At 66.4% G+C, this 12,629-nt stretch carries 9 protein-coding genes; 7 read left to right on the top strand and 2 right to left on the bottom strand.

The genetic code is table 11. The features are described from left to right. Window positions 1-153: 153 nt before the first annotated feature. Window positions 154-615: a peroxiredoxin gene (locus ACH107_RS13735; protein WP_412506317.1), complete on the bottom strand. Its 462-nt coding sequence runs from the start codon at window positions 613-615 to the stop codon at window positions 154-156. 181 nt (window positions 616-796) lie between these two features. Between ACH107_RS13735 and ACH107_RS13730 the strand changes: the two genes are divergently transcribed. From ACH107_RS13730 to uvrA, 7 genes are all read left to right on the top strand, one after another. Beyond that, window positions 797-4,072: an AsmA-like C-terminal region-containing protein gene (locus ACH107_RS13730; protein WP_412506316.1), complete on the top strand. Its 3,276-nt coding sequence runs from the start codon at window positions 797-799 to the stop codon at window positions 4,070-4,072. Beyond that, a complete protein-coding gene (queA, locus tag ACH107_RS13725; RefSeq protein WP_412506315.1) occupies window positions 4,069-5,160 on the top strand; it encodes a tRNA preQ1(34) S-adenosylmethionine ribosyltransferase-isomerase QueA in 1,092 nt (363 codons plus the stop codon). The genes ACH107_RS13730 and queA overlap by 4 nt, the downstream gene beginning before the upstream one ends. Before the next feature lie 64 nt (window positions 5,161-5,224). Then, a complete protein-coding gene (locus tag ACH107_RS13720; RefSeq protein ID WP_412506314.1) occupies window positions 5,225-6,508 on the top strand; it encodes an MFS transporter in 1,284 nt (427 codons plus the stop codon). Window positions 6,509-6,586: 78 nt separating this feature from the next. Beyond that, window positions 6,587-7,171, top strand: a complete 585-nt coding sequence (locus ACH107_RS13715; protein ID WP_412506313.1) for a DUF924 family protein — start codon at window positions 6,587-6,589, stop codon at window positions 7,169-7,171. Window positions 7,172-7,311: 140 nt separating this feature from the next. Beyond that, window positions 7,312-8,706, top strand: a complete 1,395-nt coding sequence (gene lpdA, locus ACH107_RS13710) for a dihydrolipoyl dehydrogenase (RefSeq protein WP_412506312.1) — start codon at window positions 7,312-7,314, stop codon at window positions 8,704-8,706. Between the two features lie 52 nt (window positions 8,707-8,758). Beyond that, the gene (locus tag ACH107_RS13705) at window positions 8,759-9,322 is read left to right on the top strand and encodes a class I SAM-dependent methyltransferase (protein ID WP_412506311.1); all 564 of its coding nucleotides are present in this window, start codon (window positions 8,759-8,761) and stop codon (window positions 9,320-9,322) included. 91 nt (window positions 9,323-9,413) lie between these two features. Beyond that, on the top strand, window positions 9,414-12,272 hold the full coding sequence (gene uvrA, locus ACH107_RS13700) for an excinuclease ABC subunit UvrA (protein ID WP_412506310.1): 2,859 nt from the start codon (window positions 9,414-9,416) through the stop codon (window positions 12,270-12,272). A gap of 101 nt (window positions 12,273-12,373) precedes the next feature. Here uvrA and ACH107_RS13695 read toward each other — a convergent pair whose 3' ends face one another. Next, complete coding sequence (locus tag ACH107_RS13695; RefSeq protein ID WP_412506309.1) at window positions 12,374-12,580, bottom strand: DUF2892 domain-containing protein; 207 nt, start codon at window positions 12,578-12,580, stop codon at window positions 12,374-12,376. Between the last annotated feature and the right edge of the window lie 49 nt (window positions 12,581-12,629).

The following is a 12,629-nucleotide window of genomic DNA, read 5'->3' as shown; positions in this document are numbered from 1 at the left end:
GCAGTGGCGGGCGCGCGCGGCCCAGCGGAATTGCCCGGCCGGCCTTGCGGGCAGCCTGCCACGCCTGCGCGTGGTCCCGCGAAAGCGCGGTCTTGGCGCGGCCGTCGGCGGTCGAGAGGACCTCGACCGCCATGTCCGTCAGCGTTTTTCCCGTCATAGCGCCTTCACGGCCTCCAGCACCTCCTCGGCATGGCCGGGGACCTTGACCTTGGGCCAGACGCGGGCGATGCGCCCGTCGCCGCCGATCAGGAAGGTGCTGCGCTCGATTCCCATGAAGGTCTTGCCGTACATCTTCTTTTCCTTCCAGACGCCGTAGGTCTCGCAGACGTCGCCCTCGGCGTCGGACAGGAGCGGCACGCCGAGCGTATGCTTGTCGCGGAATTTCTCGTGCTTGGCGACGGTGTCCTTGGAAATGCCCAGCACAGTGGCCCCGGCGGCACGGAACTCGTCGGCAAGCCCGGTGAAGGCCACGGCCTCTTTCGTGCAGCCCGACGTGTCGTCGCGCGGATAGAAGAAAAGCACGACCGGGGCCGGGCGCAGCGCGGACAGTGTGACCTCGGTGCCGCCGTCGCGGGGCAGGGTGAAATCGGGGGCGGTTTCGTGGATGTCGGGCATGGGCGCTCCTTGTGGTTCGCTGCGGTCGCTTCCATATTAGCGCGGGCGAAACAAGAATAAAGGCGCAGGCAGGCGGGCGCCGGAGGGCAGCGGGCGAACGCGGATGCATGACGCGCAAGACGGCAGACCGACAAGACACACGGGGCGGCGGCTAAGGCGGCTGGCCTTCGGTGTGGCGTGCGTGGTCGCATTGCTGGCCGCGGGCATGGCGTTCGTGTCGGTCGCGGGCTTTCAAGTGCGTGCGCCGGACTACCTGCGCGACCGCATCGCGGCGCGCATCAACGACGACATTGCCGGGTTCGAGCTTGACGTTGGTGCCATGTCGCTGGCGTTGCGAGGTGATTGGCGCCCGACGCTTCGCCTGCGCGAGGTCAATATCCGCCGCCCGGACGGTGCCGTTCTGGCGCGGTTGTCCGACGTCGAAAGCCGGGTCGCGCTGGTGCCGTTGTTGCGGGGGCGCGTCCAGCCCGCCGCCGTGCGGTTGTCGGGGGCGCGGGTCAAGCTGTTGCGCGCCGCCGATGGCGGCGTCAACGTGTCGGTCGGCGAGACCGGTCCGGCCCTTGGGGAGGCCGCCAATTTCGGCGCGCTTGCCGCGCGGGCCGACGATCTGCTCACGCAGCCGCATTTCGCGCGGCTGGACCGGGTCGAGGCCGGCAATCTGACCTTGCGGTACGAGGATGCGCGCGCCGGGCGTGCGTGGACGGTCGATGGTGGCCGGCTGGAGATGACGCGGCAGGCCGGCGCGATCCGGATGCGCGGTGATTTCGCGCTGCTGGGGGCGCGCGACTATGCCACCACGCTGGAGATGAACTATTCCAGCCGGATTGGTGAAACAGCGGCGGAATTCGGTGTGAAGGTCGAGGACATGCCGGCCAATGACATCGCGGGGCAAAGCCCGGCGCTGGCATGGCTGAACGCGCTGGACGCGCCGATCTCGGGGGCGCTGCGCGCAGGTGTGGACGATGATGGCGACCTGACTGCGCTGAACGCGACGCTGCGCATTGGCGCGGGTGTCCTGAAGCCCACCGAGGCGACCCGGCCGGTGGCGTTCAACGCGGCCCGCACCTATTTCACCTATGATCCAGCCGAGCAGCGGCTGGTCTTCGACGAGCTTTTCGTGGACAGCGACTGGATGACGGCGCGTGCCGAGGGGCAGGCGAAACTGGTGGACCTGCGGGACGGCTGGCCGTCCGAGATACTCGGGCAGTTCCGTTTCGGCGAGATCAGCGCGAATCCCGCCGGCCTCTACCCCGATCCGGTGACGCTGGAAACGGTCGCGGCGGACATGCGGCTCAGGCTGGATCCGTTCGAGCTGACGCTGGGCCAGATGAGCCTTGCCGATCGTGGCCAGCGGCTGGTGATGGACGGCATGGCGACCGCCGGGGCCGATGGCTGGAACGTCAAGCTGGACGGGCGGATGGACGGGATCGCGCCGGATCGGCTGCTGGCGCTGTGGCCGGAACGCGTGAAGGAAAAGACGCGGCGCTGGATTTCCGAGAACGTGCGCGACGTGGCGCTGAGTGACATCCAGTTCGCCGTGCGCTCGGTGCCGGGTCATCGGCCGGATGTTTTTCTCGGGTTCGATTTCGCCGGGCTGGAAACCCGGTTCGTCAAGGAGGTGCCGCCGATCACCGGCGCGGCGGGGCACGCATCGCTGCACGACGGGAAGTTCGTGGTTCACGCGCGCGAGGGCCGTGTCCCGGCGGCGCAGGGCGGGGCTGTCGATATCGCGGGGACGAGCTTCATCGTGCCCGACGTGCGGATCAAGCGCGGCCCGGCCCGGGTACGGCTGCGGACCGACGGCACCATCACCGCCGCGCTTTCCCTGCTGGACGAGGAGCCGTTCCGGTTCATGCAGAAGGCCGGCCGCCCGGTCACGCTGGCCGACGGGCGCGCGGCATTGACCGGGCGGCTGGATTTCCTGCTGAAGGACAAGCTGCAACCCGAGGAGGTGGCCTTTGACGTGAGCGGAACGCTGTCGGAGATCCGCAGCGAGGCGCTGGTGCAGGACCGCGTTCTGCGGGCGTCGTCGCTGGACCTGACGGCGCGCAACACGGGGCTGGAGATCCGCGGCGCGGCGCAGGTGGGGCAGGTGCCGGTCGAGGGGCGCTGGCAGACACCGCTCGGCCCCGGCAGGGCTGGCGGGGGCACGGTGACGGGATGGATCGAATTGTCCGAGCGGTTCGCCGACGAGTTCCGCATCGGCCTGCCCCCGGGCAGCATTTCCGGAGCGGGGCGCGCCGACATGGAAATCTCGTTCGACAAGGATGCGCCGGCGCGGTTCACGCTGAGCTCGGATCTGGCCGGGGTCGGGCTGCGGCTGCGCCAGCTGGACTGGGCGCTCGCCCCGGCATCGACCGGGCGGCTGGAGGTGCGCGGCATGATGGGGGATACCCCGAGGATCGACCGCGTCGCGCTGGAGGCGGCGGGCCTTGACGCGACCGGCGAGGTCCGGCTGCGCGACAACGGCCGACTGGACAGGGCCGTCTTTTCGCGCGTGCGCCTCGAGGACTGGCTGGACGCGCCGGTTACGCTGGTCGGGCGCGAGGCCGGCGCGACACCCGAGGTGCGCGTTTCGGGCGGTACCGTCGACCTGCGCCGCACCTCCCTGAGCGGCGAGGGCACGGGTGGCGCATCGCGCCCGGGCGGGCCGGTGACACTGCGCCTCGACAGGTTGCAGGTTTCCGACGGCATCGCGCTGACCGGGTTCAGCGCCGACCTGAACACGGCCGGCGGGACGCGGGGCAGCTTCAGCGGCCGGGTGAACGGCGGTGCGGTCATCAACGGCGAGGTCGTGCCGCAGGCGGGGCGCAGTGCCTTCCGCCTCAGCGCCGCGGATGCCGGGGGGATCCTCAGTTCGGCGGGCCTGCTGAAACGGGCGCGCGAAGGACGTCTGGAACTGGTCCTGACGCCGGCCCCTGCCGCCGGCAGCTATGATGGCCGGCTGACAGCCCGCGACATCAGGCTGACGGATGCGCCCGCACTGGCGACGCTGCTCAACACCCTGAGTGTGGTGGGGATACTCGACCAGCTTGACGGCGAGGGGATCCATTTCAGCGATGTCACGGCGCGGTTCCGCCTGACACCGGAACGGGTGGCCCTGCTGTCGAGCAGCGCGGTGGGCGCCTCGATGGGGATCACGATGGATGGCTATTACGATCCGGACCGGGAACTGATGGACATGCAGGGGGTGGTGTCGCCCTTTTATCTTGTCAACTCAATCGGCGGCATATTCACGCGCCAGGGCGAGGGCCTGTTCGGGTTCAACTATGCGCTCTCCGGTCCGGCCTCGGACCCGAGCGTGCAGGTCAACCCGTTATCCGCCTTGACGCCGGGCATGTTCCGCGAGATTTTCCGCCGGCCCGCGCCGCGCGTGGGATCGAGCGGCCAGATGGTGAACGAGGCCCCGCCGGAACGTGAAAGAACGGACGGCCGACCGGCCGGGAACTCTCGATGAAGCTGAGCGACTTCGATTTCGATTTGCCCGAGGCCCTGATCGCCACGCGCCCCGCGCGGCCGCGCACCGCGGCCCGTTTGCTGGTGGCCGAGCGCGACCGGATTACCGATGCGCGGGTGGCCGATATCGGTGGCTGGCTGCGGCCGGGCGACCGGCTGGTGCTGAACGATACCCGCGTGATCCCGGCGCGGCTGAGCGGGACGCGCCGCCGCAACACAGCGCAGGGGCCCACCGAGGCACGGATCGAGGTGACGTTGCTGGAGCCGGGCGCGGACGGGCACTGGGCGGCCATGCTCAAGCCCCTGAAGAAAGTGCGTGAAGGCGAGGAGATACGCTTTTCCGACCGTCTGAGCGCGCGGCTGACGGCCAAGGAGGACGGGCAGGGCCGGCTGGCCTTCAACCTTGTGGGCGATGATTTCGACGCGGCGCTGGCCGAGGCGGGCGCAATGCCCTTGCCGCCCTACATCGCCGCGCGTCGGGCGGCGGACGCGCAGGACGATACGGATTACCAGACCGTTTGGGCCCGCCGCCCCGGCGCCGTCGCCGCACCGACGGCATCGTTGCATTTCGACGAAACGCTGCTGGAGGCGCTTGCGGCGCGGGGCGTGGGGTTCACGCATGTCACGCTGCACGTCGGCGCGGGCACGTTCCTGCCGGTCACGGTGGATGACGTGGCAAGCCACCGGATGCATGCCGAATGGGGCGAGGTGAGCGAGACGGCCGCGGCGGAAATCAACGCTGCGCGCGCGGCCGGGGGGCGCATCATTCCCGTCGGCACGACGGCGTTGCGCCTGATCGAGACGGCCGCGCGCGGCGGCACCTTGCGCCCGTGGCAGGGCGAGACCGAGATCTTCATCTATCCCGGGTTCGAGTTCAGGGTGACGGATGCGCTGATGACCAATTTCCATTTGCCACGCTCGACGCTGATGATGCTGGTCTCGGCATTGATGGGGCCGGCGCGGATACGGGCGATCTATGACCACGCCATCGCCGAAGGCTACAGGTTCTTTTCCTATGGCGATGCGTCGTTGCTGATCCCGGGGGAACACACGGTCACCGAACCGGATACGACGCGGGCCGTGTCGTGAACGCTCAAGACAGCGCGCCGACCGGTACGGTAGCCGGATTTGTGCGGACGGGGGAGAGACGGGAATGATCAAGGTGCTGGCCAGCGCCTGGGCGCTCTTGCTGGGCATGATGCTGCTGCAGGTCGGCAACGGGATGCAAAGCACCCTGCTGGGCATCCGCGGCGAGATCGAGGGGTTCTCGACCTTCGAGATGTCGCTGGTGATGTCGGGCTATTTCGTCGGCTTCCTGTTCGGGTCGCGCATGGCGCCGGAAATGATCCGGCGGGTTGGGCACGTGAGGGTCTTCGCGGCGCTCGGCTCGCTCATATCGGCGGTGATGATCCTTTACCCCGTGCTGCCGGACCCGGTCGCGTGGGGGCTTGGACGGATTTTGGTGGGCTTCTGTTTCTCGGGTGTCTACGTGACCGCGGAAAGCTGGCTCAACAATGCCTCGGACAACGAGAACCGCGGCAAGGCGCTGTCGCTTTACATGATCGTGCAGATGGCCGGGATCGTCAGCGCCCAGGCGCTCATGCTGGTGGCTGATCCGGCCGGTTTCATCCTGTTCATCCTGCCATCGGTGCTCGTGTCGCTGGCATTCGCGCCGATCCTGCTGTCGATCAGCCCGACGCCGGCATTCGATCGGACGAAGCCGCTCAGCCTGCGGCAGATACTCAAGATTTCGCCGTTGGGCTGCGTGGGGATGTTCGTGCTTGGCGGTGTCTTTTCCGCGCAGTTCGGCATGGCGCCGGTCTTTGGCGCGGAGGCGGGGCTGAGCGTGCCGCAGATTTCGACCTTCGTCTCGACGTTTTTCGTGGGGGCACTGGTGCTGCAGTTTCCCATCGGCTGGTTGTCCGACCGGATGGACCGCCGCGTGCTCATCCTTGCCGCGGCACTGCTGTGCGGTATCGGTGCGATGATCGGGCTTATTTTCGGCGGAGTCTTCGTGATGCTGCTGGTTGCGGGGTTCGTGATCGGGGGGATGTCGAACCCGCTTTATTCGCTGCTGATCGCCTATACCAACGATTTCCTGTCGCATGACGACATGGCCGCGGCCGCCGGTGGGATGGTGTTCATCAACGGTCTGGGGGCGGTCGCGGGGCCGCTCATCACCGGCTGGATGATGGGGGCCGTGGGCCCGCGCGGGTTCTTCCTGTTCATCGCGGGGCTGGGGTTCGCCATGGCGGCCTATGCCGCCTACCGGATGACGCAGCGCGCGGCGCCGACCGTGGAGGAGACCGAGCATTATGCGCCGGTCGTCGCATCGGCGTCGCCGATGGCGGTGGAGTTCGCGCAGGAATACGCCATCGGCACGGCGCAGGACGAGGAAGACGAGACCGATAATGCGCGCAATATGTCGTCAGTGTAGCATTAATTTACTGTTAATTGCGCAAAAGCCGCGTTTAACCTGCGCTGAGAGGATGGCGACAAGCGCAAGGGGGCCGAAATGGTTTCGCCGGAGGACGTGCTGGGGTTCTGGCTGGACGAGGTAGGGCCTGCGGGGTGGTATGCCGCCTCGGAGGAACTGGACGAGGAGATCAGGCAACGGTTCCTGCCCGCGTGGGAGCGCGCGCGCGAGGGCACGTACGGTCTGTGGCTCACCTATCCCGGCGGGACGCTGGCCTACATCATCCTCATGGACCAGTTCCCGCGGAACATGTTCCGGGACAAGGCGCATGCCTTCGTGACGGACAGGCACGGGCTCTCCGCCGCCAAGGTGGCGATTCACCGCAAGTGGGACACGCGCATCGACGAGCCGGCGCGCCAGTTCTTCTACCTGCCGCTCATGCATTCCGAAAACCTGTGCGACCAGGAACGGTGCGTGCGGCTGATCTGCGACCGCATGCCGGAGCGCGGCGCGACCAACCTGCTTCATGCCCGCGCGCATCGCGAGGTCATCCGCCAGTTCGGCCGATTCCCCTATCGCAACGAGGCGCTCGACCGGAGCTTCACGCGACCTGAGCGCGACTACGTGGCGCAGGGCGGCTATGCCATGACGCTGCGCGAATTGCAGAAGTCCGCCGCCGCGTGAGCGGCTTGCAGCGCGCGCTGCGCGGGTCCGGACAGCACGACCAGCCCCATGGCAAGGCCCCGGCGCGCGCGGGGGCATTGCCTCGTTGCGCGGCGCCAGCAGGTAGTTTAATATCAAACTAATTTCAGATGGAGGACCCAATGGCAGCGCAGTCTTTTGACATGATCGTAATCGGGGCCGGGCCGGGGGGCTATGTGGCCGCCATCCGCGGCGCGCAACTCGGTCTCAAGGTCGCGATCGTCGAGCGCGAACACATGGGCGGTATCTGCCTGAACTGGGGCTGCATCCCGACCAAGGCGATGCTGCGCAGTGCCGAGGTCTTTCACCTGATGCACCGGGCCAAGGAATTCGGCCTTCAGGCGACCGGCGTCGATTATGACCTCGACGCGGTGGTCAAGCGGTCGCGCGGCGTGGCCAAGCAGCTCAATTCCGGCGTCGGCCACCTGATGAAGAAGAACAAGGTCACGGTCTTCATGGGCGAGGCGACGCTGCCCGGCAAGGGCAAGGTCAGCGTCAAGACCGACAAGGGGACCGAAGACCTGACGGCCGGCAACATCGTGCTGGCCACCGGTGCGCGGGCGCGGGAGCTGCCGGGGCTGGAGGCCGACGGCGATCTGGTCTGGACCTACAAGCACGCGCTGACGCCGCCGCGCATGCCGAAGAAACTGCTTGTCATCGGGTCGGGCGCGATCGGGATCGAGTTCGCCAGCTTCTACAACACGCTGGGCGCCGACACGACCGTTGTGGAGGTGATGGACCGCATCCTGCCGGTGGAGGATGCCGAGATTTCCGACTTTGCCAAGAAAACCTTCGAGAAACAGGGCATGACCATCATGGAGAAATCCACGGTCAAGCAGCTTGACCGCGCCAAGGGCAAGGTCACGGCCCATATCGAATTCGACGGCAAGACCGACAAGCACGAATTCGACACGGTTATCTCGGCCGTCGGCATCGCGGGCAACACCGAGGGCCTGGGCCTGGAAGGGTTGGGAATCAAGGTCGAGAAATCGCATGTCGTGGTCGACGCGCATTGCCGCACCGGGGTCGAGGGCGTGTATGCCATCGGTGACCTGGCGGGCGCACCGTGGCTGGCGCACAAGGCCAGCCACGAGGGCGTGATGGTGGCTGAACGCATTGCGGGCGGGCACCCCCACGCAGTTGACCCCGACAGCATCGCCGGCTGCACCTACTGCCACCCGCAGATCGCCAGCGTCGGGCTGACCGAGGCGCAGGCCAAGGAAAAGGGTTTCGACATCAAGGTCGGTCGCTTCCCCTATATCGGTAACGGCAAGGCGATTGCCCTTGGGGAGCAGGAAGGACTCGTCAAGACGGTGTTCGACGCCAAGACGGGCGAATTGCTGGGCGCGCACATGATCGGGGCCGAGGTAACCGAGCTGATCCAGGGCTATGTCGTGGGCCGCCAGCTGGAGACGACCGAGCAGGACCTGATGAATACCGTCTTCCCGCACCCGACCCTCAGCGAGATGATGCACGAAAGCGTTCTGGACGCGTTCGACCGCGTCGTTCATATCTGACCGCGCCGGGGCGTGAACGCCCCCGCGTTCCGATCCGGGTGGAGAAGGGTGCGTGGCAAGCATCAACAGGGTGGTCATGCAGAAAACGTCGCGCCGCTGGCTCAACAGGCTGGAGCCGGCGCGGCTGGACGCCGTGGAGATCTCGGGGAAGTTCGGGCGGCGTTTCGACTTCCAAAGCTACCGGCGTTTCCGTTTCCCGCGCCACGATATCTGCGCGGGGCCATACCGGGATGCCGAGGGGCGGGTGGTGGAGGCTGACCTGATCCTTGCCAACCAGGTCTGGGAGCACCTTGACAGGCCCTATGCCGCGACGCGCCACGTGCTGGAGATGCTTCGGCCCGGTGGCTGGTTCTGGGTGGCGGTGCCTTTCCACATCCCGTTTCACGGCGATCCGGTAGATTGTTCGCGGTGGAGCGCCCGGGGCCTGAAGAACCTGCTGATCGAGGCCGGGTTCGAAGACAAGCGCATCCGGACGGCGCAATGGGGCAACCGTCACGCGGCGCGGCGCAACCTCGAAGGCAGCTGGCCGCCCGCCTATGATCCGGCGACCGATGACTTGACCGATGAGCCGGATTTCCCGGTTTGCGCGTGGGCCTTGGCCCGCAAGGCGCCGTGACGCCGCCACGCGTTCACGCAATGTTCGCAAAATCGTCTTGGAAGATCCGACGCGCTCCATTATCTGTTAAGCATCGTGAACGGGGGATGCGATGGCCGAGTTGACACATATCGAAGTGCGCGGCGCGCGCGAACACAATCTGCGGTCGATTGACGTGGATATTCCGCGCAACGAACTTGTCGTGATCACCGGGCTTTCCGGGTCCGGCAAGTCGTCGCTGGCGTTCGACACCATCTATGCCGAGGGGCAACGCCGCTATGTCGAGTCGCTGTCGGCCTACGCGCGGCAATTCCTCGACATGATGGAAAAGCCGGACGTGGACCATATCAGCGGCCTGTCGCCGGCGATCTCGATCGAGCAGAAGACGACGAGCAAGAACCCCCGATCGACCGTCGGCACCGTGACCGAGATATACGACTATCTGCGGCTGCTCTTCGCCCGGGTGGGCACGCCGTATTCGCCGGCCACCGGGGAGCCCATCGAGGCGCAGCAGGTGCAGGACATGGTTGACCGGGTAATGGGGATGGCAGAGGGCACGCGCGCCTACCTGCTGGCGCCCATCGTGCGTGACCGCAAGGGCGAATACCGCAAGGAGATGCTGGAACTGCGCAAGCAGGGGTTCCAGCGGATCAAGGTCGACGGCGACTTCCACGATCTGGACGATCCGCCCAAGCTGGACAAGAAATTCCGTCACGATATCGACGTGGTGGTCGACCGCATCGTGGTGAAGGAGGGGATCGAGCCGCGGCTGGCCGACAGTTTCCGCACCGCGCTCGACCTTGCCGACGGGATCGCCATACTGGAAACCGCCCCGCGCGAGGGGACGCCCGAGCGCCATACCTTCAGCGAGAATTTCGCCTGTCCCGTCAGCGGCTTCACCATCCCCGAGATCGAGCCGCGGCTGTTTTCCTTCAACGCGCCGTTCGGGGCCTGCCCCGACTGTGACGGGCTGGGCGCGGAACTGTTCTTCGACGAACAACTGGTCGTGCCGGATGCCACGCTCAAGATTTCCGACGGCGCGTTGGCCCCGTGGCGCAAGGGAAAATCGCCGTATTTCCTGCAGACGATCGAGGCGATCGCGCGCCATTACGGCTTCGACAAGAACGCCCGGTGGAAGGACCTGCCCAAGAAGGTGCAGCGCGTGTTCCTGTACGGATCGGGTGACGAGGAAATCCCGTTCCGCTACGACGAGGGCGGGCGAGTCTACAACGTGACGCGGACGTTCGAAGGGGTTATCCCGAACATGGAACGCCGCTACCGCGAGACGGACAGCAGCTGGATCCGCGAGGAATTCGAACGCTACCAGAACAACCGCCCGTGCGGATCCTGCGGCGGGTACCGGTTGCGCGAGGAAGCGTTGGCCGTCAGGATCGCCGGGCTGCATGTGGGGCAGGTGGTGCAGATGTCGATCCGCGAGGCGTGGGACTGGTGCGATACCGTGCCCGCGCAGTTGAGCGACCAGAAGAACGAGATCGCGCGCGCCATCCTCAAGGAAATCCGGGAACGGCTCGGTTTCCTGAACAATGTGGGGCTGGAATACCTGACGCTGTCGCGCAGCGCCGGCACGCTGTCGGGCGGCGAAAGCCAGCGCATCCGGCTGGCCAGCCAGATCGGCAGCGGGCTGACCGGTGTCCTGTACGTGCTGGATGAACCCAGCATCGGCCTGCATCAGCGGGATAACGGCCGGTTGCTGACCACGCTGCGTAACCTGCGCGACCAGGGCAACACGGTGATCGTCGTCGAACATGACGAGGAAGCGATCCGCACCGCTGATTACGTGTTCGACATCGGCCCCGGCGCGGGGGTGCATGGCGGGCAGGTCGTCAGCCACGGATCCCCGGCGCGAATCGCGGCCGACGCGGCGTCGGTCACGGGGCAATACCTTGCCGGCGTGCGCGAGATCTCGGTGCCGGCTGATCGGCGCGCGGGCAATGGCAAATCCCTGACGGTGGTCAATGCGACGGGCAACAACCTGAAAACGGTGGATTCCGAGTTCCCCTTGGGCAAGTTCATCTGCGTGACGGGGGTGTCCGGCGGCGGGAAATCCACGCTGACGATCGAGACCCTGTTCAAGACGGCGGCGATGCGGCTCAACGGGGCACGGCAGACGCCCGCGCCCTGCGAGACGATCAAGGGGCTGGAGCATCTCGACAAGGTGATCGACATCGACCAGCGGCCCATCGGGCGCACGCCGCGCAGCAACCCCGCCACCTATACCGGGGCATTCACGCCCATCCGCGACTGGTTCGCCGGGCTGCCCGAGGCCAAGGCACGTGGCTACAAGCCGGGGCGGTTTTCCTTCAACGTCAAGGGCGGGCGCTGCGAGGCGTGTAAGGGCGACGGTGTCATCAAGATCGAGATGCATTTCCTGCCGGATGTCTACGTGACCTGCGAGACATGCAACGGCGCGCGTTACAACCGAGAAACGCTGGAGATCAAGTGGAAAGGCAAGAGCATAGCCGACGTTCTTGGCATGACTGTTGAAGAGGCCCGGGAGTTTTTCAAGGCGGTGCCCGCGATCCGCGAGAAAATGGACGCGCTGCATCGCGTCGGGCTCGATTACGTCAAGGTCGGCCAGCAGGCGACGACGCTGTCAGGCGGCGAGGCGCAGCGCGTGAAGCTCAGCAAGGAACTGGCGAAGCGGTCCACGGGGCGGACGCTTTACATTCTCGACGAGCCGACGACGGGGCTTCATTTCGAGGACGTTAAGAAACTGCTGGAGGTGTTGCACGAGCTGGTCGAGAGCGGCAACACCGTCATCGTGATCGAGCACAACCTCGATGTCATCAAGACGGCCGATCACATCATCGACATTGGCCCCGAGGGCGGTGACGGCGGCGGTGACGTCGTGGCCACGGGCACGCCCGAAGAAGTCGCCCGCGTGACGCGCAGTCATACCGGCCGTTACTTGAAGGAGGTTCTGTCGGCGCACAAGGTCGCGGCCGAATAGGGGGCGCGATGCCCCCCGTCAGGTCACCGGAATGCGGCTTATGACGCAGACACGGCCCGGCATTCCGCGGGCGTTGTCGCATCACGTAGCGGAAAGCCGCCTTACTTTTGGGTCGGGCAGGTATTGATCCCGAGCAGGGCATAAGGCGGGCAGGACCCGAGCGCCGCCGTCGCCAGAAGAGCCACGGCGATGATGCCGGCAATCCAGGCCCAAACGCCCGTGAGCGAGGTAAAGGCGAGTATCAGAAGAATCACGCCGACGATGGCGCGGATCGTGCGGTCTGTTGGTCCCATGTTCTTGGCAAGCATCTTGAAACTCCCACAAAGGTTTATCTGGGACCTGTCCTTAACACCGGAT

It is taken from the genome of Roseovarius halophilus (ex Wu et al. 2025) (assembly GCF_047086965.1).
The sequence above is the reverse complement of the archived record's forward strand: the minus strand, read 5'-3'. Positions and strand labels throughout refer to the sequence as shown.